Source organism: Mycobacterium sp. IDUB_1 (genome assembly GCF_055419625.1).
In genome coordinates this window covers 347,534-372,893 of sequence record NZ_JBVAYA010000003.1, presented here as the reverse complement: position 1 = coordinate 372,893, position 25,360 = coordinate 347,534, and the positions used below count along the sequence as shown (strand labels likewise).

Genomic DNA, 25,360 nt, shown 5'->3' with positions numbered 1-25,360 from the left:
ACCTAGTCGAAAGTGCCGGCGAGGTATGCATCGCGGCATGCTCGCCGTGCCAACTTGCCACTGGTGGTGCGCGGGATCGTCCCGGCAGGGACGATACGGACGTCACTCACCGTCGCTCGATGACGTTGCCGGACAGTGTCGGTGACGGCTTCGGCGGCGACAGCCGGATCGCTGCGCCCGCTGCCCGTCGCACGCTCGGCGACGATGACCAGGCGATCGCCTACCGCGAACGCCGCGACGTAACCTCGGCGCACCATCGGTGAGGCGTCCGCAGCGGTCGACTCCAGATCCAGCGGCGAGTAGCGCTGCTCGCCGAGCACCACGACATCGGCGATCCGGCCGACGATGTACAGCTCGCCGTCGAGATGGAACCCGAGATCGCCGGTGCGCAGCCAGGGTCGACCAAGGTCAGCACCCGTGGCGTGGCTGCCGTCATCGAGGCGAGACACCAGGCGCGTGCCGAAGGTGCGGCGTGTCTCGTCGGCGCGGTTCCAGTAGCCGCGGCCGACGTTGTCCCCCTGTAGCCAGGGCTCGCCCACTTGTCCGTCGGGGACCTCACTTTCGGTGTCCGGATCGACGATGGCGCACCACTGGCTGCGGGCGACCTGCCCGCATGACACGTGTGCCACCGCGCGCTCGTGGCCGGGCGGGACCGGAATCGCGACGCCGCGGGCCAGCTCGTCACGATCGACGTGGAGTACACGCGGGGCGGCTGTGGGCGCTGTCGTCGCGACGAGCAGTGTCGCCTCGGCGATCCCGTACGAGGGTTTGAACGCGGTGGGAGGCAGGCCGAACGGGGAGAACGACGCGGTGAAAGCATCGATGGCGTCGAGGCTGACCGGTTCGGAGCCGATGATCAACACGACGTTGGCGAGGTCGACGGCCGAGTCGGCGGCAGGAACGCCCCGAGCCGCGGTCCACTCGTAGGCGAAATTGGGAGCGGCGGTGACCACGCGGCCGGCCGCTGACCCGGCCGACAGCGCCTCCACCCAGCGAAGGGGCCTGCGCAGGAACGCCGTCGGCGACATCAGTGTCGAATGGCCGCCGTAGACAGCCGGGAACCCGATCATCGACAGACCCATGTCGTGGTAGAGGGGCAGCCAGCTGACCCCGTGGGTGTTGCGGTCCAGCAGGTCGATCGACAGGATCATCTGCACCAGGTTGGTGCCGACCGCCCGGTGGGTGATCTCGACACCGACCGGCGCGCGGGTGGCGCCACCCGTGTACTGCAGATGCGAGACGTCGTCGACGTCGAGCCTGGTCGGGACGAACTCGGTTGCCGCGCCGTCCGGTACGTCGTCGACGGTGACGATCGGCGGCCGGTTCAGACCCGTCATCTGATCGAGGAACGCCACCACGGATTCCCGCGCGGCGCGCGTCGTCAGAATCGCGGCGGGGCGTGAATCGTGTAGTGCGACGTCGAGACGTTCGGCGTGGCCCGGCAGTTCGGGCGCGAACAGGGGGACCGCGATCGTGCCGGCCTTGATCGCGGCGAAAAACCCGGTGATGTAGTCGATTCCCTGCGGTGCGAGCACCGCGACGCGCTCCCCCGCGGCCGTCAGGCTCTGCAGCTGGGCGGCGATCGCGGCCATCCGCACACCGAGCCGGCTCCACGTGATGTCGCGGGTCGTCGTGGCGGGACCGGAGAAGTCGAGGTAGCGGTAGGCGACCTCGTCACCGACATGGGCGATGTTGCGGTCGATCAGCGAGACGAAGGTGGTGCCGTCGGGCAGATCGATGTGACCGTCGGCGGCCAGACAGTCCTCGATCTGCAGCAGCCCTGACTCGATCGGGACGCGCCGTCCGGCTCGAAGGCTCATGCCCGCATCCTAGAAGGCCTGGACGCGGGCATGAATCCCTCTGTGGCGCAATCGGTCAGGCGATGATGCGAACCAGGTAGGGGGTCATGTCCTTGGTTCGTACCTCGGACACGGCGACGCCGGAATCGGTGGTCTCCACCATCTTTCCGTTGCCGATGAACAGTGCGACGCTCTGGGTACCGTCCGGGCCGTAGAACAGCAGGTCACCCGGCAGCGCCAGCGACGGCATCACCTTCTGGCCGACCTTGTACATCTCGCCAGAAGAGCGCGGCAACTTCACGCCCACTCCGGCGTAGGAGTAGACCATCAGACCGGATGCGTCGAAGCCCACCACCTCGACCCGAGGAGCCGGTGCCGGTGTCGGAACGGCAGCGGGCAGGTTGAGCCCGGGAGTGGTCAGGTCGAGGGCGGAGGCATCCGAGGCCGCCTGATCCGGCTGTGCCGGATCGGCGGGCGCGGCGGCCGTGCCCTTGCTGGGCCCGGACGCGCCGCCACCGCCGTAGGCGAAGGGGACGCCGCGCTGGGACAGCGCGCGGGCGATGACGATCTCGACGGCCTTCTGGTTGGTGGCCGAGCGCGTGGGCTGAGCGCCCGCGAGGCCGGGCGCCGCGACCATCAGGGCCAGGCTCAGCGCGAACCCGAGAACCAGGACGACAAACCCACGAACCGCTCGCATGGCACTTCCACCGCTTTCTGTCAGCACCGCCGAGGCGCTGATCTCATCGACACCAGATCACAACAGTCACTATGACCACTTCTACACCACCTGAGCGGGTGTTTTTACGTCGTCGCAGGACTGCGAATCAATCAGATGCCCGACCGGGATCGAACGGTGACCTATGCCGGCGCGTCGGCCTCTAGGGTGTGTCGCGCATCACGCGCCCAGGGCAGCCAGCGCAGCGTCGTAATCGGGCTCCTGGCCGATCTCGGGCACCAGTTCGGTGTAGGAGACGGTGCCATCGGCGCCGACCACCACGACCGCGCGCGCCAGCAGGCCGGCCATCGGGCCGTCAGTGATCGTGACGCCGTAGTCGTCGCCGAAGCTGTCCCGGAACGCCGAGGCCGGGGTCACGTTCTCGATGTCCTCGGCGCCGCAGAATCGCTTCTGGGCGAACGGCAGATCGTTCGACACGCAGAGCACGGTGCCACCCGCCGCGGCCGCGCGCTCGTTGAACGTGCGCACGCTGGCCGCACACACCGGGGTGTCGACGGAGGGAAAGATGTTCAGCAGCAGGGGCTTGCCGCGGAACTGATCGTCGCCGACGGTGCCGAGATCGGTTCCGACGAGCGTGAACCCGGGTGCCGACGATCCGACAGCGGGAAGCTCTCCAACGGTGTTGATCGGGTTTCCACGCAAAGTTATCTGTGCCATGCGCACAGTGTGCCAAGCGGCGACGGTTTCGTCGCGCCCGGGTCAGGCCTCCGGATCGCCGTAGATGCGCGCGATGTCGGGCGAATCCAGCCACCCCGAATACGTCGGGCGCTGAGGCCAGCCCTGCGGTGAGTCCTGCCAGACCTCCTGGCGGCCCCACGGCAGGATGTCGAGCAACGCGAACGAGTGGCTCAACTGCTCGGTGCCCCGGCCGTTGGTGTGCCAGGTGCGATAGACGCGGTCCCCGTCCCGCACGAACACGTTGACCCCGAAACCCGTTCCCGGCGCGGCGTCGACGTCGGCGGCGAACGAACTCTGCGACGATGAGTACCACTCCATCTGGTTCCCGACCCGCTTTTTGTAGGCCAGCGCCTCCTCGATCGGGCCCGCAGTGACGATGACGAACCGGGCGTCGTAACTGTCGAGGAAATCCAAGCGGGTGAACTGCGAGGTGAACCCGGTACAGCCGCCGCACTGCCACGTCTGGCCGTCGCTCCACATGTGGTTGTAGACGATGAGTTGGCTTCGTCCGTCGAAGATGTCGGCGAGCCGGACCGGGCCGTCGGCTCCGATCAACGTGTAATCACCCATCTCGACCATCGGCAGCCGACGGCGCTGCGCGGCGATCGCGTCGAGTTCGCGGGTGGCGGCCTTCTCGCGGGCGCGCAGCTCGTCGAGCTCCGCGCGCCACGTGGCGGAGTCGACGACGGGGGGAAGGGCGGACTGGCTCATTCGGACCATCCTGTCAACGGTGGGGCAACGGGTCGTCAGTTTTGACCGGACGGGCACACAGAATTCATCGCTGACAGGATGATCGGCATGACATTGCGCATCGGGGTCGCGCCCCGCATCGGTTCTGGCCGCACCGATTCCTGGAGCTCACGACTGTGGCGCGACATCGCCCCGATCTTCGACGCGATCACCGCCCACCCCTTTCTCACCGGGCTGACCGACGGCACCCTCGACCCCGCGGCCTTCGCCCACTATGTGGCACAGGACGTCCACTACCTGCGGGCTTACGCCCGGGCGCTGGCGGTCGTCGGCGCCAAGGCGGGCACGCTCGCCGATACCGCGATGTTCGCCCGGCACGCGGCCGAGGTCTTCGACGTCGAGCTCGAACTGCATTCTGCGCTGCTGCCCGTGCTCGGTCTGTCCGCCGAGGCGGTGGACGCCGTCCCCGTCGCCCCGACCACGCAGGCCTACAACAGCTACCTGATCGCGACGGTCTACGAGGGCTCGTTCGCCGACGGGCTCGCCGCGGTGTTGCCCTGCTACTGGATCTACGCCGAGGTGGGTGCTGAGCTGGCCCAGCGGGGCTCGACCGACCCGCGATACCAACGCTGGATCGACAGCTACGGCGGCGACGAGTTCGCCGCGACCGTCTCCGAGGTCATCGCGCTCGCCGACCGGGTGGGGCCCACGCTCACCGAGGCCGACGAAGCCGCCGCCCGCGCGCATTTCGTGACCACCTCCCGCTACGAATGGATGTTCTTCGACGCCGCGCACCGGCATGAGACGTGGCCGCAGGCGATCGCGGGCGCATCCGCCACGTAGTGGCTAAGCTGGCGGATTCTCTGGTCGGACCGAGCAAACGGAGGACACCGATGCCCACCGGACACGTCCGACTGACGTCGCACAGCGGGGGGATCGACGCGCCCGCTCTGCACTGGGGCGCGAAGACGGCCGCCGAGCGCGGTCCGATCGTCGGTACCACCGCCCGTGCGCACCGCAACGTGATCGGCGCGCACAGTGGCGCCTACGGCGTCTACCGGGCGCTGGCCGTCGCCGCGGGCAAGCTGTCCCCCGACCACCGCGCCGACCTGACCGACACAGCGCCGACCGATCGCATCGGCCCGTTCCCGCAGTGGACGGACCCGACGACCATCGTCAGTCTGGACCCGTGGGGGGCGATGGTCACCGAGGCGTTCGCCGACCAGATCGCCGCAGGCATCGACATCAGGCCCACCATCGCGGTGACCAAAGCGCAGGTCATCCTGCCCGAGATCGCCGATGCGCTCGCGAAAGGCCGGCTGATCCCTGACGGGCGCATCCTGCTCGGGACCGGCGCGGCGCAGGTCACCAAGGCCGCCGTCGAACCGGTGTGGCACCTGCCCGGTGTCGCCGCACGCTTCGGATGCAGCGAAAACGATTTGCGCCGTGTGCTTTTCGAAGAGACCGGCGGCATGTATCCCGAACTGGTGACGCGTCCGGACCTCGAGGTGTTCCTGCCTCCGATCGGCGGTCAGACGGTGTACATCTTCGGCGACCCCCAGCACTTGGCCGACCCGACCGTCGAGCTTACCGCGCGGGTGCACGACGAGTGCAACGGCTCGGACGTCTTCGGCTCCGACATCTGCACCTGCCGGCCGTACCTGACCCACGCCATCGAGGAGTGCATCATGGGCGCCCAGCGCGGCGGGGTCGGGCTGGTCGCGTACTCCCGCAAGGAAGGTCGCGCGCTGGGCGAGGTGACCAAGTTCCTCGTGTACAACGCGCGCAAACGCCAGGTCGGCGGTGACACCGCAGACCAGTACTTCACTCGCACCGAATGCGTTGCGGGCGTGCAGGACATGCGTTTCCAGGAGTTGATGCCCGATGTCCTGCACTGGTTCGGGGTGACGAAGATCCACCGGTTGGTGTCGATGAGCAACATGAAGTACGACGCGATCACCGGTGCGGGCATCGCCGTGGGCGAACGTGTCTCCATTCCCGACGAGCTGATCCCCGCCGATGCCCGCGTCGAGATCGACGCGAAGATGGCCGCCGGCTACTACACGCCCGGTGAGGTTCCCGACGCCGAAGAACTCAAGCAAGTCAAAGGCAGGGGGCTGCAGGGGTGACGGCCCCGGCCGAGGCCGCTGAGGCTGCGGAGGTGCTGCGCACCACGACGGCGGTGCGGACACGGTCGGCGTCGCTGCTCGACCGTGCCCGGGCGGGTGACTCCCGCTGGTTCACCGTCGACGACGGCGCCCTCCAGCGCGTCGCCGACGACGTCGCTGCGCTGACCCGCAGCCGGTTTCCCGATCTGGACATCCCGCCGCACAGCCGCTGGCGGCATTTCGCCGCCGGCGGTGTCGACCGCACCGGCCAGCTCACGCATCTGCTCGGTGACGTGCCGGACAGCGACCGCGCCCGGGCCATGATCGACCTCACCGTGGTGAGCGTGCTGCTCGACGCCGGGGCCGGTGCGCAGTGGGCGTTCGTCGAGAACGGAGTGCGCTACCACCGCTCGGAGGGCCTCGCGGTGGCCAGCTGGCACGGCTTCACGGCGGGCGCGTTCTCCAGCGATCCGGACCACCTGCTGCAGGTCGATGCTGACGCGCTGCGCGGCCTGACCGACGACGATCTCGCCAGCGTCCTGCAGGTGTCCGCCGACAATCCGCTCGTCGGCCTGTCCGGCCGGGTTGCGCTGATGCGCAGTCTCGGCGCCGCGCTCGCCGACCAACCCGATGTGTTCGGTCCGCACGGCAGGCCCGGCGGCCTGTTCGACGCCTCCTCGTCCTCCTCCGGCACAGTGGACGCCCACGACCTGCTGGTCCTGCTGCTCACCTCGCTATCGCGAATCTGGCCGTCGCACAACGTCATCGACGGTGAACCACTCGGCGACTGCTGGCGCCACGACGCGGTGGCGGGTCCCGGCGCGACCGCGGGCTGGCTTCCGTTTCACAAGCTCTCGCAGTGGCTCACCTATTCACTGATCGAGCCGCTGCAGTGGGCCGGTGTGACGGTGACCGGGATCGACGCGCTGACCGGGCTGCCCGAGTACCGCAACGGCGGCCTGTTACTGGACGGCGCCGTAGTGCGGCTGCGCGATCCCGCGGTCGCCGCTCGACCGTGGACGCCCGCCGACGAACTGGTGGTCGAATGGCGTGGGTTGACCGTGGCCCTGCTCGACGAGATCGCCCCGCTGGTGCGTGAGCGGCTCGGGGTCGAGGAGTTGCCGCTCGCGTGCGTGCTGGAAGGCGGTACATGGGCGGCCGGGCGGGAATCCGCGCAGCGGTTACGCGGCGGGCTGCCCCCGCTGAACGTGGTCAGTGACGGGACGGTGTTCTAGATGACTTCCTCTGTGTCCGGGGTGCACCTGGTCGACCATCCGCTGGTCCAGCACAAGATCACGCTCATGCGGCGCCGCGACGCGTCGACGAACACCTTCCGTCGCCTGGTACGCGAGGTGTCGGCCCTGATGGCCTACGAGGTGCTACGTGACCTCGCCGTGCACGAGGTCGAGGTCGACACTCCGATGGAGACCACCACCGGCACTGTCATCGACGGCAAGAAGGTGGTGTTCGTTTCGGTGCTGCGGGCGGGCACCGGAATCCTCGACGGCATGCTCGACGTGGTGCCCTCGGCTCGCGTCGGCCACATCGGGCTCTACCGCGAGCCGAAAAGCCAAGTCACCGTGGAGTATTACTTCAAGATGCCGAGCGATCTGGCCGAGCGCGACGTCGTGGTGCTCGATCCGCTTCTCGCCACCGGACACTCGGCGGTCGCGGCAGTCGAGCGGGTCCGCGAGCTCCACCCCACATCGGTCAAATTCGTCTGCCTGGTCACCTGTCCGGAGGGGATCGCGGCGATGACGAAGGCGCACCCCGACGTGCCGATCTTCACCGCCGCCATCGATCGGGAGCTCGACAGCAACGGCTACATCCTGCCCGGCCTCGGCGACATCGGCGACCGCATCTTCGGCACCAAATAGCTCCCCGCCCGCTCATGCCCGGCTCTAGGGTGGGTCATGGCCATCACCGAAGCTGACCTCGCGCCCCAGACCCCGTTCGAGCGCGATGTCGTCGACACCCAGCGCTATTTCGACAGTCCCCGTTTCGAGGGCATCATCCGCCTCTACACCGCACGTCAGGTCGCCGAGCAGCGCGGCACGATCCCCGCCGACTACCCGGTGGCGCGCGAGGCCGCCACCGCGTTCCACCCCCACCTGCGCGAGCTGTTCGCCCAGGGCAAGAGCATCACCACCTTCGGCCCCTACTCCCCCGGCCAGGCCGTGGTGATGAAGCGGATGGGCATCGAAGGCATCTACCTCGGCGGCTGGGCCACCTCGGCGAAGGGGTCGATCAGCGAGGACCCGGGACCTGATCTGGCCAGCTATCCGCTCAGCCAGGTGCCCGAGGAGGCTGCCGGCATCGTGCGCGCGTTGTTGACTGCCGACCGCAACCAGCAGTATCTGCGGCTGCAGATGACTCCCGAACAGCGGGCGGCCACCCCGGAATACGACTACCGGCCGTTCATCATCGCCGATGCCGACACCGGCCATGGCGGAGATCCTCACGTGCGCAACCTGATTCGTCGCTTCGTCGAGAACGGAGTGCCCGGATACCACATCGAGGACCAGCGCCCGGGAACCAAGAAGTGCGGCCACCAGGGTGGCAAGGTGCTGGTGCCGTCGGACGAGCAGATCAAGCGGCTCAACACCGCTCGCTTCCAGCTCGACATCATGCGGGTGCCCGGCATCATCGTCGCGCGCACCGACGCCGAGGCGGCCAACCTGATCGACAGCCGGGCCGACGAACGCGATCAGCCGTTCCTGCTCGGCGTCACCAATCTCAGGATTCCGTCGTACAAGTCGTGCTTCCTGGCGATGGTGCGTCGCTTCTACGACAAGGGCGTGACCGAGCTGAACGGTCACCTGCTCTACGCGCTGCCCGACGGCGAGTACGCCACCGCCGAGGCCTGGCTGGGCCGCCACGGCGTGTTGGAGGTCATCGACCAGACCGCGGCCGCATGGCAGGACGGGGCAGAGCAATCCCTTGACGCGGCGTTCGACACCGTCGAGTCCCGCTTCGTCGATGCCTGGCAGGACGACGCCGGCCTCGACACCTACGCCGGCGCGGTCGCCGACCTGCTGGAATTCCGGGAGCGCGAAGGCGAGTCGGCGGCGATGAGCGCCGGTCAGTGGCGCGAGTTCGCCGAACGCGCACCGCTCTACATCGCGCGGGAGAAAGCCAAGGAACTCGGTGCCGACGCGGCGTGGGACTGCGAACGGGCCAAGACGCCCGAGGGGTACTACCAGGTGCGCGGCGGCATCCCCTACGCGATCGCGAAGTCCCTGGCCGCCGCCCCGTTCGCCGACATCCTGTGGATGGAGACCAAGACCGCTGACCTGGCCGACGCCAAGCAGTTCGCCGACGCCATCCATGCGGTCTATCCGGACAAGATGCTCGCCTACAACCTCTCGCCGTCGTTCAATTGGGACACCACCGGGATGACCGACGAGGAGATGCGCGCGTTCCCCGAGGAGATCGGGAAGATGGGGTTCGTCTTCAACTTCATCACCTACGGCGGCCATCAGGTCGACGGCGTGGCGTCCGAGGAGTTCGCGACGTCGCTACGCCAGGAGGGCATGCTGGCCCTGGCGCGGTTGCAGCGCAAGATGCGCCTCGTCGAATCGCCGTATCGCACACCGCAAACGCTCGTCGGTGGCCCGCGCTCCGACGCCGCGCTGGCGGCCTCGTCCGGGCGGACGGCGACCACGAAGTCGATGGGCAAGGGCTCCACGCAGCACCAGCACCTGGTGCAGACCGAGGTGCCCAAGAAGCTGCTCGAGGACTGGCTGGCGCTGTGGAGTGCGCACAACGAACTGCCGGAGAAGCTGCGCGTGCAGCTGCGTCCTCGACGGGCCGGCTCGGACGTGCTGGATCTGCAGATCCTGGGTGACGGGGAGGAGCCGCTGGCCAACGTCGTGGTCGACCCGATCAAGGATCGGCACGGCCGCAGCATCCTGACGGTGCGCGATCAGAACACGTTCGCCGAGCAGTTGCGGCAGAAGCGGTTGATGGACGTGATCCATCTGTGGCTGATCCACCGCTTCAAGGCCGAGATCGTCTACTACGTCACGCCCACCGAGGACAACATCTATCAGACCGAGAAGATGAAGAGCCACGGCATCTTCAGCGACGTCTACCAGGAGGTCGGCGAGATCATCGTCGCCGACGTGAACCAGCCGCGGATCGACGAGCTACTCAACCCCGACCGCGAGGCCTTGACGCGGCTGATCAGCAAGCAGGACTGACGCCCTACAGCAGCGCGGCGGCGCGGCGCAGCAGGTCGCGCCACTGCGCGACGATCGCGGTGTCGGTGACGCGGAACTGCGCGAGGCGGGTCGCGTCGGGCCCGGCAGGCATCGGCGCGGCGGGAAGGTGACCGTCGCAGGGCACCAGCGACCGCGCGCTCGACACCACGTCACCGTCGCGCAGCCACTGCGGGACGGGACCGCAGGGGTAGGGCAGGTCGGGCAGCGCGGCGGCGAGTGCGACGTCGGCGGCGACCCCGATGCTGGTGGTTCCGCTGAACGCCACCAGCACCGGCATTGCGAGCCGCTCGGCGCGGCGCATCGCGCGACGAACTCCGCCGAGAGGCCCGCACCGCAGTGCGACGACATCGGCGCAGTCCGGATCCGCGGTGAGGACGTCGGCGTCGACGGCGACCGGGACGTCGACACGGGCCCGGATCGCGGAGGCCTGCTGGGCGCTGCAGTCGACGAGATGGGCCACGTCCAGACCGGCCCCCTGGATGCGTGCGACCGCCGTGTCGACAGCGTCGGCTTCGTCGCACCCGACGGACACCGGCGGGCGGGCGGCATCGACGGGCACCCGCCCGCGCAGCGCGTCGGGCCAGCCGACCGTGCTCGGCTCCATGGCCGCGGTCAGCCAGCGCGCCGCCACCTCGTCGGAAGCCCCAGGGGGCGGGCTGAATTCACCCCAGCCCTGCGGGCCCTCCACCAGAACCCCGAACCGCGGGCCGCCGGCGGCGGGGATCGCGAACACGGGTGCGTCGTCGAGATCGATCAGAGTTCTCACTGCTCGACAAGCTAGCCCGTGACTACGCTGGATCGGTGGCCGGTGCCCCATTCCTGCTGTTGTCGATCCGTGGCGAGGACGACGCTGCTGCCGACGAGTACGCATCGGTGATGCGGTTCGCCGGGCTCGACGAGCGGAGCCTGCACCGCATCGGGCTCACCCATCGACCGCTCGGCGAGCTGGACCTGGACGACTGGTCGGGCATCATCCTCGGCGGCGGGCCCTTCACGGTCAGCGACGATCCGGCCACGAAATCGCCGGTGCAACAGCGCGTCGAGGACGAACTCGCCGACCTGATGGCCGCCGTCATCGCCGCGGACTTCCCGTTCCTGGGCTGCTGCTACGGCATCGGCATCGTCGGCGCCGCGGTCGCGGCGCGCATCGACCGCTCGCACAGTGAGCCCGTCGGGCCGCTGACCGTCGAACTGACCGACGACGGGCGCGCCGATCCCCTGTTCGCCGGTCTGCCCGACACCTTCGACGCGTTCGGCGGACACAAGGAGGCAGCCTCGGTCCTGCCCGATCACGTCACCCGGCTGGCCCGCTCTCCTGACTGTCCCGTCCAGGCGTTCCGGGTCGGCGCCAACGTCTACGCCACGCAGTTCCATCCGGAGCTCGACGTCGACGGGTTGTGCACTCGCATCGACGCCTACAAGAACGACGGCTACTTCGCGCCCGAAACCGCGGAGGCGCTCAAGAATGCCGCGCGCGCCCGCAGGGTCACCCACCCGATGGCGATCCTGCGCGCCTTTGCGGCCAGGTACGCCCGCTAGCCGGGCGGAAGCTCCATCTGCGCCCGCGCGATCTGCTCGACCATCGGGGCCAGGCGAGCCCGCAGCGCATTGTGCTCGGCGTCGGCGTCATACGCGCGGTAGGAGTCGATGTCGGCGAAGTCGGCGACGATGACGAAATCCCAATTGCCCTCGCGCAGGCCCGCATCGGTCCCCGCCGAGTACGCCACCGTGCCAGGGCAGTTCAGCTCCCGCAGGCCCTGCTGGATCTGCGCGAGTTCGGCGGCGTCGTAACCGTCTTTGAGCTTGGCAAGCACCACGTTGCGGATCACTCGCGCACCGTAACAGCTCCTCAGTAGGGCGCGAGCTGAGTACCGATGAGCGGCGCGATCTTGTCCGCCATGTAGGCGTGGCCCGCGTCGGTGGGGTGCACACCGTCCGCCCCGATGAGGTCGGGCCGGCCGACGAACCACCGGGCGGCGATCGGGTCGACGAACGTCGCGCCGGCGAGTTGGGCCTGGTAGCCCAGCATGTCGCGAATCCTCAGGATCTCCGGCGGCGGATCGGCCGTCGGCCACGGGGGGCCGATGACCAGCATCTTCGCCGACCGGGCGATCTGGCGGGCCAGATTCAACGTGCCGTACATCGCGATCGACAGCCGCGTCGGTTCGACCTTCATGTCGTTTCGCGACCCGAAGAACACGACCAGCGTGTCGTTGGGTTTGACCGCCCGCACCGTCAGGTCCTCGAAGACGCTGCCGCGGTTGCCGCGCGTGCAGTACCCGGCGCCGCCTTCCGCGGCGACGGTGGGCGTGACCGGGATACCGTGATCGCTGAGCGCCTGCCACACCTGCGGAGCCCAGCCCTGCGGCCCGTTACCGCCCTGATCGCTTCCCGTCGTGTAGGAATCACCGATCACCGCGACCCGGTTGATCGCATAGTCGAGGGTGCGCACCTGGCGATGAGTGACCGTCGGGGCGGGCGCGCTGAAGGCGCCGAACAGCAAGGCGGCAGCGAGGATCCACGTCAGCGCACGACTCACTGGACCAGCCTAGGGTCGGTCCGGCCGGGCGCGCGCGCCGACGCGCCGCGCATCACGATCGCGCCTCATCCCGCCCTCGCAGTGACCGTCTGCAGCCGGCCCTGCGGCGAACCCGAGAGGCTGGCCGGCGGTCTGCGGGGCTCGATCATCCGACGCATCCAGCGGCGTGCCGGCTCCTCGACGACGTGGTAGAGCAGCGCGGCCAGCAGCCCGGACAGCAGGACGAGGCCCATCACGGTGAACTTCGCCGACCAGCTGGGGACCAGGGTGATCGCGAACTGCTGGACCGCCCAGTTCCACATCGTGTGCACGATCTCGTGGACCATGTACAGCCCGAACGAGATGTGACCGAGGTAGACCATCACGGACGTGGACAGGAACGCGGGCAGCGTTCCTGCGCCGATGGCCAGCGTGATGACCAGCGGGACGAACAACACGTCGATGAGCCCGCCGGCGTCGAGCATGTCCTGGGGCGGATACGCGTCGAGGAGGTAGAGCCCGCCGACGATCGCGGCGCCCAGACCCAGCGCGGCGACGCCGGCGGCACGCCGGCCGCGGTCGGTGAGCTGTAACCGGCGCACCGCAGCGCAGGCCAGCGCCCCGGCGGTGAACTGCATGATGATGCGGGGCAGCCAGCTCCACGGCGTGTAGAAGACGCCATGGGCGAGCAGCAGCAGCGTGGGCGCCAGCGCGGCCGCGACCGCCAGCCACATCAAGCCGCGCGCCCGGGTCACCGCCGCGATGCGGAACACCACCAGGACCAGCCCGCCGAACAGCAGGTAGGCCAGCCACTCGGCGCTGATCGACCAGGCCGGGCCGTCCCAACTCGAACCGTCGAAGAACGGCTGGAACCACAGCTGCACGAGGAACACTTGTTTGAGCCAACTCAACGCGTTCAGTGATGCGATGACGTCCGGCGGAAGCGGGAACCGTCCCACGTAGAGGGTGAACACCGCGAACGCCGCGGCCAGGTGCATGGTCACCAGGTACACGGGCCAGACGCGCGCGAGCCGCAGCCACAGGAACCGCAGCGTGGCGCGCGTCGACCAGGATTCACCCATGCGGTCGAGATAGTTCCACGTCAACACGAACCCGCTGAGGATGAAGAACAGGTCGACACCCTGGGCTCCGGCGTTCAGGATCGGCGCCAGCGCGTTGCGCACCCCGGGGGACGCCTCGGCCAGCAGCGGCCGGAAGTGGAACAGCACCACCCACAGCGCGGCCACGATGCGCAGCCCCGACAGGGCCCTGATCTCACCGGTGCGCACACGACTCATTTCGGTCTCGACGAACCACCTCGAAAAACGTCGAAGCGGTGACGACGGCGTCGATCCTCGGGGCAACGTGACAGGTCGCCTCCCCGGAGGTGAAAACACCGGCGACCGGACGCAGGTTACCAGCGCAAGCTGATGTAGAGGCCTCGCAACGCCGCCGCAGCCCGCCTATGAAGATCCTGTGACGGCCCGGGTAATGTCTTGCGAATTGTCAATCGAAGATGTCAGCGTGCGTGACGAGCCGCACGGAGAAGCACCGGGTCAGCTGACTGTCCCGGGCGACGGGGGGCCGCTGCAGGTCCTGCTCGTCGAGGACGATCGCGGCGACGCCGTCCTGGTCGAAGAGCTGATCGCCGACGCCGGCGTCGACATGCATGTCGTGTGGGCCGAGTCGATGGCCGACGCCGAGAAGGCGATCGACGGGTCGCGGCCCGACTGCGTACTGCTGGATCTGCATCTGCACGACACCGAGGGAGTGGCGGGACTGGCGCGCATCACCGCCCGGGACGCGACCGTTCCGGTCGTGGTGCTGACCGGTCTGAACGACGAACACGTCGCGTCGGCGGCCGTCGCCTCCGGCGCACAGGACTATCTGGTCAAGGGTCGAGTCGATCCGGAGACCTTGCGGCGCGCCGTGCTCTACGCGATCGAACGCAAACGCGCGGAACTGACCGCGGTCGACCTGCATGCCACGCGGTCTCGCGAGCGAGAGAACGCCCGGCTGGAGCGGGGGCTGCTGCCTTCGCCGCTGCTGCTCGACGACCCCGGCGTCAGCATCGTCACCCAGTACCGTCCGAGCCGGCAGAACGCACTGCTCGGCGGAGACTTCTTCGACATCGTCCAGACGCCGGACCGCACCGTGCACGTGATGATCGGTGATGTCGCCGGACACGGACCCGACGAGGCCGCACTCGGGGTGGCCTTGCGGATCGCCTGGCGGGCGCTGACCTTCGCCGGGCTGCGCGGCGCGGAGCGCATGCGTCAACTCGAGCGCATCCTTCGCGCCGAAAGGGCAGGCAAAGGCACCTTCGCCACCGTTCTCAGCCTGGCGCTGCCCCTGGACGGGTCGGCGCTCACCGCAGTGCGGGCCGGCCACCCCGGCATGCTGCTGCATGGCGGTGGCACGGTCGAGTGGGTCGAGCCCGCCGGCGGGCCCGCGCTCGGACTGCGGGTCGGCGACTGGACGCCTCAGCTGATGGAGCTGCCGCCGGGCAAGGGGCTCGTACTGCTCACCGACGGTTTGTTCGAGGGGCATGTCGGTCGCGGGAACGAACGGCTGGGTGAGGACGGGCTGCTGGAACTCGCTCGTTCGCTGGCACACCTGCCCGGGCCGCAGTTCGTCGACGGGCTGATCGACGCTGTCGAGCAGCGTGCGCACGCGCAGGGCGGGATCGCCGACGACATCGCGGTGGTACGAGTGGAAAGGACGTCTCGATGAGCCCCGACCAGCGCGGAATGCGCGCCCTGACCGTCGAAGGCTGGCAGTACCTGGTGCTGTCGATCATGGCGCTCGTCGTGCTCGTCGGCGCCATCACGACCGCGGTACTGCTCAACCGCACCGACCGGGTGTCCGGCCAGCTCACCAACAACGTGGGGCCAGCGCGGGTGGCCGCCTACCAGTTGCAGGCGGCGCTGCGCGATCAGGAGACCGCGGTCCGCGGATACGTGATCTCCTCCGATCCCCAATTCCTCCAGCCCTACGACCTCGGGCGTGAGACGGAATCGACGGCATCGGCCGACCTGCGCCAGTTCGAACAGAAACGGCCCGACCTGCTCGCCGATCTGGATGACATCGAGCAGGCCGCCGGGTCGTGGCGGGACAGCTATGCCGAACCCGTCATCGCAGCGGTGCAGCCCGGGGTGCGCAACGCTGTCTCCCCCGCCCTCACCGAGGTCGGCAAAACCGAGTTCGACCGGTTGCGCATGCTCTTCGACCAGCAGAACCTGCACCTCGCTCAGGCGCGCACCGACGGTATCGCCGAACTCGAGTCGATCAGCGCGTGGCGCAACGGGGTGCTGCTCGCGATGCTGGGCGCGTTCGGAGTGACGATGGTGGTGCTGGCGATCGTGCTGCGGCGTGCCCTGGTGCGACCGCTGCGGCGGCTGGCCGAGGCGTGCCGCCGGGTCGCCGAGGGGAGCTTCGGCGAACAGATCGTGCCGCAGGGCCCGCGCGACATCCGGTTGATCGCGATCGACGTCGACAACATGCGCCGGCGGATCGTCGACGAACTGGAGTCATCAAGAGCGGCCACCGAGGCGCTCGACGAGCAGACCGAAGAGCTGCGCCGCTCCAACGCCGAGCTGGAACAGTTCGCCTACGTGGCGTCCCACGACCTGCAGGAGCCGCTGCGCAAGGTCGCGTCGTTCTGTCAGCTGCTCGAGAAGCGCTACGGCGACAAGCTCGACGAACGCGGCACCGAATACATCGCATTCGCCGTCGACGGCGCCAAACGCATGCAGGTGCTGATCAACGATCTGCTGACGTTCTCCCGGGTGGGACGTCTGGGCGCCACCGAGACTGCAGTCGATCTCGACACGGTCGTCGACGCCGCACTGGCGAATGTGGCCACCGCGATCGAGGAGACCAGCGCGCAGATCGAACGGCCGGCCGCCGGTCTGCCGACGATCTCGGGGGATCCGACCCTGCTGACCATGCTGTGGCAGAACCTCATCGGCAACGCCGTGAAGTTCCGCCGCGAGGGCGTGACGCCGCGGGTGGTGATCGAGTGCGGCCCCCCGGATTCCGGCCAATGGTCGTTCTCGGTGAGCGACAACGGGATCGGCATCGCCGCGGAGTTCTCCGAGAAGGTCTTCGTCATCTTCCAGCGGTTACACGGCCGCGATGCTTACACCGGGACCGGCATCGGTCTGGCATTGTGCAAGAAGATCGTCGAACACCACGGCGGGACGATCTGGATCGACAACGACTACACCGACGGCACCCGCTTCCGGTTCACATTGCCGAGCCGCCGTTCGGACAAGGCAGTGGATTCCGACGCCGCGGTCTCCGGTGCAGCACCCCTGATGGAAGGATCGTCGTCATGACCCCCGCTGAACGTGCCATCGACGTGCTGCTCATCGAGGACGATCCGGGGGATGAGTTGATCACCCGGGAAGCGTTCGAGCACAACAAGATCAAGAACAATCTGCATGTCGCTCACGATGGCGAGGAGGGACTGGACTTCCTTTACCGGCGGGGCAAGTACGAAGGCGCGCCGCGGCCGGATCTGGTGCTGCTCGACCTGAATCTGCCCAAATACGACGGACGTCAGCTCCTGGAGACCATCAAGTCCGACCCCGAGCTCAACCACATCCCGGTGGTGGTGCTGACGACATCCTCGGCCGAGGAAGACATCCTGCGCAGCTACAAGCTGCACGCCAACGCCTACGTGACCAAGCCCGTCGATCTCGACCAGTTCATGAACGCGGTTCGGCAGATCGACGAGTTCTTCGTCCAGGTGGTCCGGCTCCCCCACTCGTAGAGGTGGACCTGCCCCGGCCCGATCCGCAGGCGGCTCACCTCGCCGACGTGGCACCGTCGCTGCTCGCGGCGATGGGTGTCGCCGGGTTCTCGTCAAGGCTCACGGGCAGCGTCGACGTCGGTGAGGCGGCGGGCGCATGCCTGCTGCTGATCGACGGGCTCGGTGCCGAGCTGCTCGACGCCCATCTCGACGACGCACCGTTCCTGGCGTCACTGCGCGGGCCGACCCTGACCGCCGGCTATCCGGCGACGACGGCGGCGGGGCTCGCTGCGGTGGGCACTGGATGCCGTTCCGGAGAGCACGGCGTAGTGGGCATGACCTTCCGGCTGCCGGACGTCGGTGTCCTCAATGCGCTGCGCTGGCGTCCGCACCCCTGGGGTGAGGATCTGCGGGGGCGGGCGGTGCCCGAGCACGTGCAGCCGCGGGACACGATGTTCGAGCGGGCTGCCTCGGCCGGGGTGTCGGTGCGCGTGATCTCGGGAGCCGAGTTCGCGGGTTCCGGTCTGACCCGGGCGGTGCTGCGGGGCGGCGACTACGTCGGAGTGCACGCGATCGGTGATCTCGTCGCAGCGGTCAGCGCGACACTGGCCGGCCGTGGCTTCTGCTATGCCTACCACGCCGACCTCGACCTCGTCGGCCATCTGCACGGTCCGGGAAGTGCGGCGTGGCGGTTTCAGCTGCGCCAGGTGGACCGGATGGTGGAGTCGATCGTCGGGGCACTGCCGGCAGGCGGGCTGCTGGCGGTTGTCGCCGATCACGGCATGGTGAGGCTGGGTGACGACACCGTGGATGCCGATGCCGAGCCGCTGCTTCACGACGGGGTGGCCGCGATCGGTGGCGAGGTGCGGGCCCGTCATGTGTACGCCGAACCCGGTGCGTCCGACGACGTGCTGGCCGCGTGGCGGGGCGTGCTCGGCGAACGGGCCTGGGTCGTCAGCCGAGACGAAGCCGTGGCGGCGGGCTGGTTCGGCTCACGGGTGAGCGATGAGGCGATGGTTCGCCTCGGCGATGTGTTGGTTGCGGCACAGGGGGCCTCCGGTGTGGTGCGGCGCACAGTGGAGCCGATCGAATCCTCACTGATGGGTCAGCACGGCTCCTTCACGGCTGCAGAACAGCTGATTCCGCTGCTCATCGCCCGGGGTTAGCCGAATCCTGTTGATTAACAGCATCTTTCCTGGGTCTCTGCTGATCACGAAAAGGGCCGCGCCGCACACATTTTCGTGACAATCACGGTACGAATTGGCGTAATGTGCCCGCTGTCACACAATTTGGCCGTATTAGAGACCCGCTGCTAGCGTCCGGCCGCATGTATGAACTCGCCACACTTTTGACGCTCGTCAACCAGGTGTCGGGAACTCCGTACATCCGAGGCGGAGACTCACCGGCCGGAACGGACTGCTCGGGCCTGGTCTCCTGGGTGACCAACGCGGCCACCGGTCGACCCGTCTTCGGCGACCGCTTCAACACCGGCAACATCGAAGGCGCGCTGAAGGCGCGCGGATTCCAGGACGGAACCCAGCCCGGAGCCCTCGTGGTCGGGTGGAACGGCGGCCACGCCGCGGTGACCCTTCCTGACGGCACCCCGGTCTCTTCCGGGGAGGGCGGTCGCGGTGTCCAGGTCGGCGGTGGCGGCGCCTACCAGAGCCAGTTCACCCACCACATGTTCCTGCCCGCGCCGGCGGCTGCCGACGTGCCCCCGCCCGTCGATCCGCAGCTGACGCCGCCGATGGCCCCGCCGCCGCCTGCCCCCGTGGTGCTGATGGGCTCCGAAGCGCCGCTGCCTCCCCCGCCGCCGGCCGACCCGGTGCTGCCTCCCCCGCCGCCGCCGGCGGGATGATCCGGTGGCGCTACCGTCACTGCCGTGATCGTGCTGTTGCCACCGTCGGAGACCAAACGTGGCGGCGGTGACGGACCGGCTCTGAGCCTGGACTCGTTGAGTTCACCGGTGCTGAGTCCGGTCCGCGCCGAGCTCGTCGACCAACTCGTCGCACTGGCCGCCGACCCGGCGCGGAGCCGCGCGGCGCTGGGCCTGTCCGCGAGCCAGGACAGCGAGATCGACCGCAACGCGGCGCTGTGGTCCGCGCCCACGATGCCCGCTTTGCATCGCTATACCGGTGTCCTCTACGACGCACTGGACGTCACGTCGTTACGCGGCACGGCGGCGTCGCGCGCCACCGCGCGTTTGATGGTCGTCTCGGCGCTGTTCGGGGTCGTGCGGGCCTATGACCCGATTCCCGCCTACCGCCTCTCGGCGGGTTCCAAGTTGCCGGGCCGGCCGACGCTGGCGGCCGTGTGGCGGCCGGCCCTGGAGCCGGTGCTCGCAGAGCTCGCCGGCGGTGACCTGATCGTCGACCTGCGCTCCGGGGCCTATGCCAACTTGGGCAAGGTGCCCGGCGCGGTCACCGTCGACGTGGTCGCCGAACACGATGACGGGCGTCGAACCGTCGTCAGCCACTTCAACAAGGCACACAAGGGACAGCTTGCCCGTGCACTCGCGACGAGCAGGTCAGATCCCGCCGACGCCGCCGCGGTGGCGGCAATCGCCCGGCGTGCCGGGATGCGCGTCGAGCGTCGAGGCGACCACATCACCGTCGTGGTGGCCGCCTGATCCCTTGTCGGGCAGCCGATGTCAGGTGTCAGGCAGCCGATGACAGGTTCGCGACCAGATCGGTCGTGTAGAACTCGCCCGGCTTCTGACTGTTCGTGCCGGGCCGGGTCAGCGCCAACCACGCACCGGTGGCCCCGGGCATCAGCGGCCCGCGCACCGTGGTGTGGCCGGAACCCACTCCGTCGGTGAACAGCGTCGTCGCGGTGACGCCCGGCGCGCCCGCGCCGCAGCCCGCCGCCGAGGACCGGGGCATCTGGATCAGCCGGAGGTCATAGGGCGTGTTGGGCAGACCGGTGAAGAACTCGACGTCGGCGACCACCTCACCGCCCTGGACTCGCAGATGGGCCGACGGGCGACCGTAGCCGCTGCCGCCCACGTACTTGATCTGGGTGAAGTCGCAGCGGCGCAGCTTCTCGGAGAACGGCATGCTGACCGTCGTCCCTTCGGCCGCCGCCGCGCCGGCGAACAGGGGCGCGGCGATGAGCAGTGCTGCGGTCGCGACCGCGGCTCGTGTCGATCGGGACATCAGGTCACCTCACAGAGGAATCAACAGGAAATCTACAGCTTCGTCAAGGTTAGTTGTTCTCAGTTTCTTCTGGCCATCCGGACGGGGCGTTGACGTGCGGGTGTGTCGAAGGTGACACTGTCGGCCGATGGCGGCTCTGTGGGTGTACGTACGCGTGCAGCTGATGATGTTCGTGTTCGGGATCGTCGGCCCGATCTTCCTGTTCGTGTACTTCGCCGCGCAGCCCGACCAGACGATCCGCTGGATGTACTGGTGGGGGTTGACCATCACCGTGGGCGACATCCTGCTCGCGCTCTCGCTGACCGACACCGTCCTGCGCAAAGACCGCGAGCTGGCGGCCCAGCGAGCTGCCCGGCGGGCTGGTGAGGAGGCGCCGTGACGCATCCGGCGCCACGCTCACGCGCAGATCTGGCGACTTCGATCGTCCTGCTGGTTGTGACCGTGCTCATCGGGGCCGTCGGAGCGGTGCTGGGTCTCTTCTCGCTGGCATTCCTGGACCACTGCCCGCCCGTGACGTGCAGTGTGGACGGCGCGGTCACCGCCGTGTTCACCGCGCTCGCCGCCGCCGCGATGATCGGGGTGATCGGCCTGGTGCTGACGGTGTTGGCGCTGGTCCGGCGCGCAAGTGCCTGGCCGTACGCGCTCGCGACCCTCTGCCTGTGCGCACTGAGCCTGTTCCTCGGGATGCTGCGCTATGGCGCCGCGGTGAGCTGAGCCCGTCCGGTTGCCGCGGCGTGCCATCGGCCGGAAGGATTCGGCGCATGGACGCAAGCACAGCGGTCGAACTCGCCGACATCGACGCCGTCGGCCAGGCGGCCCTGGTCGCCGCGGGTGAGCTGAGCGCCACCGAACTGCTGGACGCCGCGATCATCCGCCTCGACGCGGGGCGTGCGCTGAACGCGGTGATCACCGACCTCGCCGACCGCGGTCGGGCCAGCGCCGCCGCCCTCGACGCGTCCGGTGTGCTGCGTGGCGGGCAGGCAGGCCCACTGGCCGGGGTCCCGTTCCTGCTCAAAGACCTCGGCGCATCGCTGGCCGGCGCTCCCGAAGCGATGGGCTGCCGCGCGCTACGCACCCACATCGCATCCGACACCGCCTGGATCGTGGCGCGCTACTCCGACGCCGGTCTGGTGATCTTCGGCAAGACCAACACCCCCGAGTGGGGCAACCACTGCACCACGGAACCGACGTTGTTCGGCGCGACCGCCAATCCGTGGGCGCCCGGAATCACCCCTGGTGGCTCCAGCGGGGGCTCCGCGGCTGCCGTCGCCGCCGGCATCGTGCCCGCCGCGTCGGGGGGTGACGGCACCGGATCGATCCGCGTCCCTGCGGCCTGCTGCGGTCTGGTCGGACTCAAGCCGCGGCGCGGGCGTACCTCGTTCGCGCCGGGGGCCGGTCACGGCTTGGAGGGTCTGGTCAACGAGCACGCCCTCACCCGCACCGTGCGCGACAGCGCGGCATTGCTCGACGCCGTGACCGGAACCGGCGTCGGCGATCCCTACTCGGCGCCGCTGCCGGCCGAGCCCTTCCTCCGCGCCATCGCGAATCCGCCTGCGCCGCAACGCATCGTGGTGGCGACGGGATCCCCGTTTCCCGGGCCGATGACCGATCCCGCCGTCGTCTCGGCCGTCGAACGCACGGCGGCGGTACTGGCCGACCTGGGCCACCGCGTCGAGCCGGGCGCGCCCACGATCGATGCCGAGGCCGTCGCCGACGCGATCGCCGTCCTGCACACCGTCAGCAACGTCGAACTGTTCGAGACGGCGCGCGCACATCTGGGTCGCGAGCCGCGTGAGGACGAGTTCGAGCCGAGTTCCTGGGTGATGATCCAGGAGGGTTTCCACACGACCGGCGTCGCCTATGCCGGGGCCATCGCCGCGATCCACGCCCAGACGCGTCGCTTCGCCACGCAGATGCTCGACCACGACGTGTTGCTCGTGCCCACACTGCTGACTCCCCCGCCGCCGTACGGGCTGCTCGATCAGCCCCGGGGCAGCACGCGCGCGTTCTTCGACGTCGAGTTCGCGACCACCGGCTGGACGTCGCTGGCGAATGTGACCGGCTGGGCGGCGATTTCGCTGCCGCTGGGTATGACGGCCGACGGCCTGCCGATCGGTGTGCAGCTGATGGCGCCCGACGAGGCGGTCTTGCTCGCGGTCGCCGCACAGCTGGAAACGGCCGTCGGGTGGGCCGATCGCCGCCCACCGGGATGGGTCAGCGGGGTCTGAGGTGTTTCTCCGGCATGCGACACTGTCGCGCATGTCCGACGACATCACCCGTCCCAAGCTCGAGGGCAACGTCGCCGTCGGCCCGGAAGGCTCGGGCCGGCGCCTCGGCTTCGCCGAGTTCGGCGACCCTCAAGGCAAGCCGATCCTCTGGCTGCACGGCACACCGGGCGCGCGCCGACAGATTCCGTGTGAAGCGCGGCTCTACGCGGAGCGCAACGGCATTCGGCTGATCGGCATCGACCGGCCCGGAATCGGTTCCTCCACGCCCTACGCCTACGGACGGGTGATCGACTTCGCCGAGGACCTTCGCATGCTGGCCGATGTTCTCGGAGTCGGCAAGATGATGGTGATCGGGCTGTCCGGCGGCGGACCGTACGCGCTGGGTGTCGCCGCCACGATGCCCGATCGCGTCGTCGCGGCCGCTGTCCTCGGCGGGGTGGCTCCGACCAAGGGACCCGATGCCATCGACGGCGGGGTGATGGGCACGGTCGGGGTGCCCGCCGCGCCCCTGCTCGAACACGTCGGCGGCACGTTGAGCCTGGTGGCCGCCGGCTTGATCCGGCTGATCAAGCCTGTCGCCGAACCGATTGCCTCGCTCTACGGCGCGCTCTCCCCGGAGGGTGATCGCCGGCTGCTGGCCCGGCCGGAGTTCAAGGCGATGTTCATCGACGACCTGCTCAACGGCAGCCGCAAGCAACTCGCGGCACCGTTCGCCGACGTCGTGGTGTTCGCCCGCGACTGGGGCTTCCGGCTCTCCGACGTCACAGTGCCGGTGCGCTGGTGGCACGGCGACAAGGACCACATCGTGCCGTTCGCGCACGGCCAGCACGTGGTGTCCCGGCTGCCCGACGCCGAGCTCTACACCCTCTCGGGTGAGAGCCACCTGGGTGGGCTCGGCGAGGCCGAGGCGATCCTCACCTCGATGACCGCGCTGTGGGACGCCGACGAAGACCGTTGATCAGCGCCTGAGCCAGCTCTGCACCGTCGGCAGCTCACGGCTGTAGGACGTCAAGAGGTCGTCGTGGAAGAGCGTGCCGCCGTTGAGGGCGCTGTCGTCTTGCCACACGATGTGGACGCGGATATCGCCCTTGGCGAAGTAGTCGTTGCGCTCGGCCCTGCGCTGCGTCCAGCCGGTCTCCTGGGCGAGCGCCGAGACCGCCTGCCGCTCGTCGGTGTCAACCATGGTCCACACCCTAGCGGGGTGCGCGCAGCGCCCTGCGCAGCATGTGCATCGCGATCGTGGTCGAGCGGTCTCGCACGTCCGATCGTCCGCCGGGCAGCACGGTGGTCCGCGTCAGCGTCGCGCCGTCGGCCAGGGCCACCGTGAAGCAGACCGTGCCCACCGGTTTTGCCTCGGTGCCGCCACCGGGCCCCGCGACGCCGGTGATGGCCACCGCGGTGTCGGCGCCGAAGCGGGCCAGTGCGCCGCGGGCCATCGCCTCGGCGACAGGTTCGGACACCGCGCCGTGCTGGTCGATCAGTGCGGGGTCGACGCCGAGCACTTCGGCCTTCGCGCTGTTCGCGTAGGCGACGGCGCCGCCGCACACGTAGGCCGACGACCCGGGACGCTCGGTGAGTCGCGCGGCCAGCAGACCGCCGGTGCAGCTCTCGGCGGTCGCGATCCTGCGGCCGGCCAGCAGTGCAGCCACCTGGTCGTCGATCAGGGCGCCGTCGGTGGAGAAGATCTCCTGCGCGTGCCGGTCCGACAGCGTCGCGAGAAGTGCGTCGTAGACGGGTGCGTCCTGCGGCTCGAATCGGGTGACGATCTCCAGCTCACCCCGGCGCAGACAGGTCGTGATCTCGAGCCGATCGAACCCGTCGACGTTGCGCTGCGCTTCGCGCAAAGTTTCGGCCAGCCCGGACTCGGGCAGCCCGAACATTCGCACCGTCTCCTGCTGGTAGTACGTGCGGCCCGCCAGCGCGTCGACGATGGCGTCGGTGGCCACCGCCGCCCGCCACATCGGCTGCAGCTCACGGGGCGGACCGGGCAGCACCACCACCGTCGGCCGGCCGGGGACGACGACGCCGGGCGCGGTCCCGACCGGAGGCAGGATCGTCGCGCCTGCGGGTACCAGGGCCTGCTTGCGGTTGGCGGCGTGAACGGCCTCGGCGTCCACTTCGGGGTAGCGGGCCATCAGGCCGTCGACGATGCCGCGAATCGTGGCTTCCAGCTCGGCGTCGAGCACCAACTCGCGGTCGCAGAAGCGGGCCACCACCTCGACGGTCATGTCGTCGGCGGTCGGGCCGAGGCCGCCGCTGGTGATGATCAGATCGACGTCCTGATCGGCGAGGAACCTCAGCTGCGCCTCGATGTCGCCGGGACGGTCGCCGCACAGCGTGATGTGCGCCAGTTCGACGCCGAGTTCGAGGAGGCGATCAGCGAGGTACGGACCGTTCTGATCGGCCACCCGCCCGGTGAGGACCTCGGTTCCGGTGATGACGATGCCCGCCCGTGCGCTCACACCTTGA

At 69.1% G+C, this 25,360-nt stretch carries 27 protein-coding genes; 16 read left to right on the top strand and 11 right to left on the bottom strand.

The features are described from left to right. Nucleotides 1-2: 2 nt before the first annotated feature. The 4 genes from ACZYYX_RS19065 to ACZYYX_RS19050 all read right to left on the bottom strand — a co-directional run bounded on the left by ACZYYX_RS19065 (nt 3) and on the right by ACZYYX_RS19050 (nt 3,924). Complete coding sequence (locus ACZYYX_RS19065; RefSeq protein WP_463816156.1) at nt 3-1,820, bottom strand: fatty acyl-AMP ligase; 1,818 nt, start codon at nt 1,818-1,820, stop codon at nt 3-5. 55 nt (nt 1,821-1,875) lie between these two features. Next, the gene (gene ripD / locus ACZYYX_RS19060; RefSeq protein WP_463816155.1) at nt 1,876-2,496 is read right to left on the bottom strand and encodes an NlpC/P60 family peptidoglycan-binding protein RipD; all 621 of its coding nucleotides are present in this window, start codon (nt 2,494-2,496) and stop codon (nt 1,876-1,878) included. Between the two features lie 198 nt (nt 2,497-2,694). After that, the gene (tpx, locus tag ACZYYX_RS19055) at nt 2,695-3,192 is read right to left on the bottom strand and encodes a thiol peroxidase (protein ID WP_463816154.1); all 498 of its coding nucleotides are present in this window, start codon (nt 3,190-3,192) and stop codon (nt 2,695-2,697) included. Between the two features lie 42 nt (nt 3,193-3,234). Next, entirely contained in the window at nt 3,235-3,924 is a 690-nt protein-coding gene (locus tag ACZYYX_RS19050) for a DUF899 domain-containing protein (protein ID WP_463816153.1), read from the bottom strand. A gap of 87 nt (nt 3,925-4,011) precedes the next feature. Here ACZYYX_RS19050 and tenA point away from each other — a divergent pair, with 87 nt between their 5' ends. The 5 genes from tenA to aceA are packed head-to-tail and all read left to right on the top strand — an operon-like array spanning nt 4,012 to nt 10,213. After that, complete coding sequence (gene tenA / locus ACZYYX_RS19045; RefSeq protein ID WP_463816152.1) at nt 4,012-4,746, top strand: thiaminase II; 735 nt, start codon at nt 4,012-4,014, stop codon at nt 4,744-4,746. A 50-nt stretch (nt 4,747-4,796) separates the two neighbouring features. Beyond that, a complete protein-coding gene (locus ACZYYX_RS19040) occupies nt 4,797-6,032 on the top strand; it encodes a GTP cyclohydrolase II (RefSeq protein WP_463816151.1) in 1,236 nt (411 codons plus the stop codon). Further along, the gene (locus tag ACZYYX_RS19035) at nt 6,029-7,246 is read left to right on the top strand and encodes a URC4/urg3 family protein (RefSeq protein WP_463816150.1); all 1,218 of its coding nucleotides are present in this window, start codon (nt 6,029-6,031) and stop codon (nt 7,244-7,246) included. Before ACZYYX_RS19040 ends, ACZYYX_RS19035 begins: the two co-directional genes overlap by 4 nt. After that, nucleotides 7,247-7,888 carry a uracil phosphoribosyltransferase gene (gene upp / locus ACZYYX_RS19030; RefSeq protein WP_463816149.1) on the top strand — a complete coding sequence of 214 codons (642 nt, stop codon included), beginning with the start codon at nt 7,247-7,249 and terminating at the stop codon, nt 7,886-7,888. 36 nt (nt 7,889-7,924) lie between these two features. Continuing rightward, complete coding sequence (gene aceA, locus ACZYYX_RS19025; protein WP_463816148.1) at nt 7,925-10,213, top strand: isocitrate lyase ICL2; 2,289 nt, start codon at nt 7,925-7,927, stop codon at nt 10,211-10,213. A 4-nt stretch (nt 10,214-10,217) separates the two neighbouring features. On the opposite strand, the gene ACZYYX_RS19020 is transcribed toward aceA, so the two are convergent. Beyond that, entirely contained in the window at nt 10,218-11,000 is a 783-nt protein-coding gene (locus ACZYYX_RS19020) for an O-succinylbenzoate-CoA synthase (protein WP_463816147.1), read from the bottom strand. A 35-nt stretch (nt 11,001-11,035) separates the two neighbouring features. Between ACZYYX_RS19020 and ACZYYX_RS19015 the strand changes: the two genes are divergently transcribed. Then, nucleotides 11,036-11,773, top strand: coding sequence for a glutamine amidotransferase (locus tag ACZYYX_RS19015; protein ID WP_463816146.1), 738 nt, complete (start codon nt 11,036-11,038; stop codon nt 11,771-11,773). Here ACZYYX_RS19015 and ACZYYX_RS19010 read toward each other — a convergent pair. The 3 genes from ACZYYX_RS19010 to ACZYYX_RS19000 form a co-directional block, all read right to left on the bottom strand. After that, nucleotides 11,770-12,063: a Dabb family protein gene (locus ACZYYX_RS19010; RefSeq protein WP_463816145.1), complete on the bottom strand. Its 294-nt coding sequence runs from the start codon at nt 12,061-12,063 to the stop codon at nt 11,770-11,772. The two genes, ACZYYX_RS19015 and ACZYYX_RS19010, sit on opposite strands and share 4 nt — an antisense overlap. A 20-nt stretch (nt 12,064-12,083) precedes the next feature. Continuing rightward, nucleotides 12,084-12,773, bottom strand: a complete 690-nt coding sequence (locus tag ACZYYX_RS19005; protein ID WP_463816144.1) for an Rv0518 family GDSL lipase — start codon at nt 12,771-12,773, stop codon at nt 12,084-12,086. A 65-nt stretch (nt 12,774-12,838) separates the two neighbouring features. Further along, nucleotides 12,839-14,050 carry an acyltransferase family protein gene (locus tag ACZYYX_RS19000; protein ID WP_463816143.1) on the bottom strand — a complete coding sequence of 404 codons (1,212 nt, stop codon included), beginning with the start codon at nt 14,048-14,050 and terminating at the stop codon, nt 12,839-12,841. Between the two features lie 262 nt (nt 14,051-14,312). Here ACZYYX_RS19000 and ACZYYX_RS18995 point away from each other — a divergent pair, with 262 nt between their 5' ends. The 6 genes from ACZYYX_RS18995 (at nt 14,313) to yaaA (ending at nt 20,137) form a co-directional block, all read left to right on the top strand. Further along, nucleotides 14,313-15,485, top strand: coding sequence for a PP2C family protein-serine/threonine phosphatase (locus ACZYYX_RS18995; RefSeq protein ID WP_463816510.1), 1,173 nt, complete (start codon nt 14,313-14,315; stop codon nt 15,483-15,485). Then, nucleotides 15,482-17,092, top strand: a complete 1,611-nt coding sequence (locus ACZYYX_RS18990) for a sensor histidine kinase (protein WP_463816142.1) — start codon at nt 15,482-15,484, stop codon at nt 17,090-17,092. The genes ACZYYX_RS18995 and ACZYYX_RS18990 overlap by 4 nt, the downstream gene beginning before the upstream one ends. Then, nucleotides 17,089-17,529 carry a response regulator gene (locus tag ACZYYX_RS18985; protein ID WP_046364196.1) on the top strand — a complete coding sequence of 147 codons (441 nt, stop codon included), beginning with the start codon at nt 17,089-17,091 and terminating at the stop codon, nt 17,527-17,529. Before ACZYYX_RS18990 ends, ACZYYX_RS18985 begins: the two co-directional genes overlap by 4 nt. 2 nt (nt 17,530-17,531) lie before the next feature. Beyond that, nucleotides 17,532-18,674, top strand: a complete 1,143-nt coding sequence (locus ACZYYX_RS18980; RefSeq protein WP_463816141.1) for an alkaline phosphatase family protein — start codon at nt 17,532-17,534, stop codon at nt 18,672-18,674. A gap of 161 nt (nt 18,675-18,835) precedes the next feature. Further along, complete coding sequence (locus ACZYYX_RS18975; protein ID WP_463816140.1) at nt 18,836-19,366, top strand: NlpC/P60 family protein; 531 nt, start codon at nt 18,836-18,838, stop codon at nt 19,364-19,366. Between the two features lie 24 nt (nt 19,367-19,390). Next, nucleotides 19,391-20,137 carry a peroxide stress protein YaaA gene (yaaA, locus tag ACZYYX_RS18970; protein WP_463816139.1) on the top strand — a complete coding sequence of 249 codons (747 nt, stop codon included), beginning with the start codon at nt 19,391-19,393 and terminating at the stop codon, nt 20,135-20,137. A gap of 28 nt (nt 20,138-20,165) precedes the next feature. Here the strand turns inward: yaaA and ACZYYX_RS18965 are convergent, their stop codons facing one another. Further along, nucleotides 20,166-20,663 (bottom strand): hypothetical protein, encoded by a 498-nt coding sequence (locus ACZYYX_RS18965; RefSeq protein WP_463816138.1) that lies wholly within the window; start codon nt 20,661-20,663, stop codon nt 20,166-20,168. A gap of 127 nt (nt 20,664-20,790) precedes the next feature. On the opposite strand from ACZYYX_RS18965, the gene ACZYYX_RS18960 reads away from it, so the two are divergent. Genes ACZYYX_RS18960 through ACZYYX_RS18945 form a run of 4 tightly spaced genes read left to right on the top strand, consistent with a single transcriptional unit; the run spans nt 20,791 to nt 23,849 of the window. Beyond that, entirely contained in the window at nt 20,791-21,042 is a 252-nt protein-coding gene (locus ACZYYX_RS18960) for a hypothetical protein (RefSeq protein WP_463816137.1), read from the top strand. Beyond that, complete coding sequence (locus tag ACZYYX_RS18955; protein ID WP_463816136.1) at nt 21,039-21,377, top strand: hypothetical protein; 339 nt, start codon at nt 21,039-21,041, stop codon at nt 21,375-21,377. Before ACZYYX_RS18960 ends, ACZYYX_RS18955 begins: the two co-directional genes overlap by 4 nt. A gap of 47 nt (nt 21,378-21,424) precedes the next feature. Further along, nucleotides 21,425-22,891, top strand: coding sequence for an amidase (locus ACZYYX_RS18950; RefSeq protein ID WP_463816135.1), 1,467 nt, complete (start codon nt 21,425-21,427; stop codon nt 22,889-22,891). Nucleotides 22,892-22,922: 31 nt separating this feature from the next. Continuing rightward, nucleotides 22,923-23,849 carry an alpha/beta fold hydrolase gene (locus ACZYYX_RS18945; protein WP_463816134.1) on the top strand — a complete coding sequence of 309 codons (927 nt, stop codon included), beginning with the start codon at nt 22,923-22,925 and terminating at the stop codon, nt 23,847-23,849. Here the strand turns inward: ACZYYX_RS18945 and ACZYYX_RS18940 are convergent, their stop codons facing one another. Together ACZYYX_RS18940 and ACZYYX_RS18935 are read right to left on the bottom strand one after the other, a co-directional pair. Beyond that, nucleotides 23,850-24,074, bottom strand: a complete 225-nt coding sequence (locus tag ACZYYX_RS18940) for a hypothetical protein (protein ID WP_463816133.1) — start codon at nt 24,072-24,074, stop codon at nt 23,850-23,852. Between the two features lie 10 nt (nt 24,075-24,084). Then, nucleotides 24,085-25,353, bottom strand: coding sequence for a competence/damage-inducible protein A (locus tag ACZYYX_RS18935; protein WP_463816132.1), 1,269 nt, complete (start codon nt 25,351-25,353; stop codon nt 24,085-24,087). Nucleotides 25,354-25,360 lie beyond the last annotated feature (7 nt).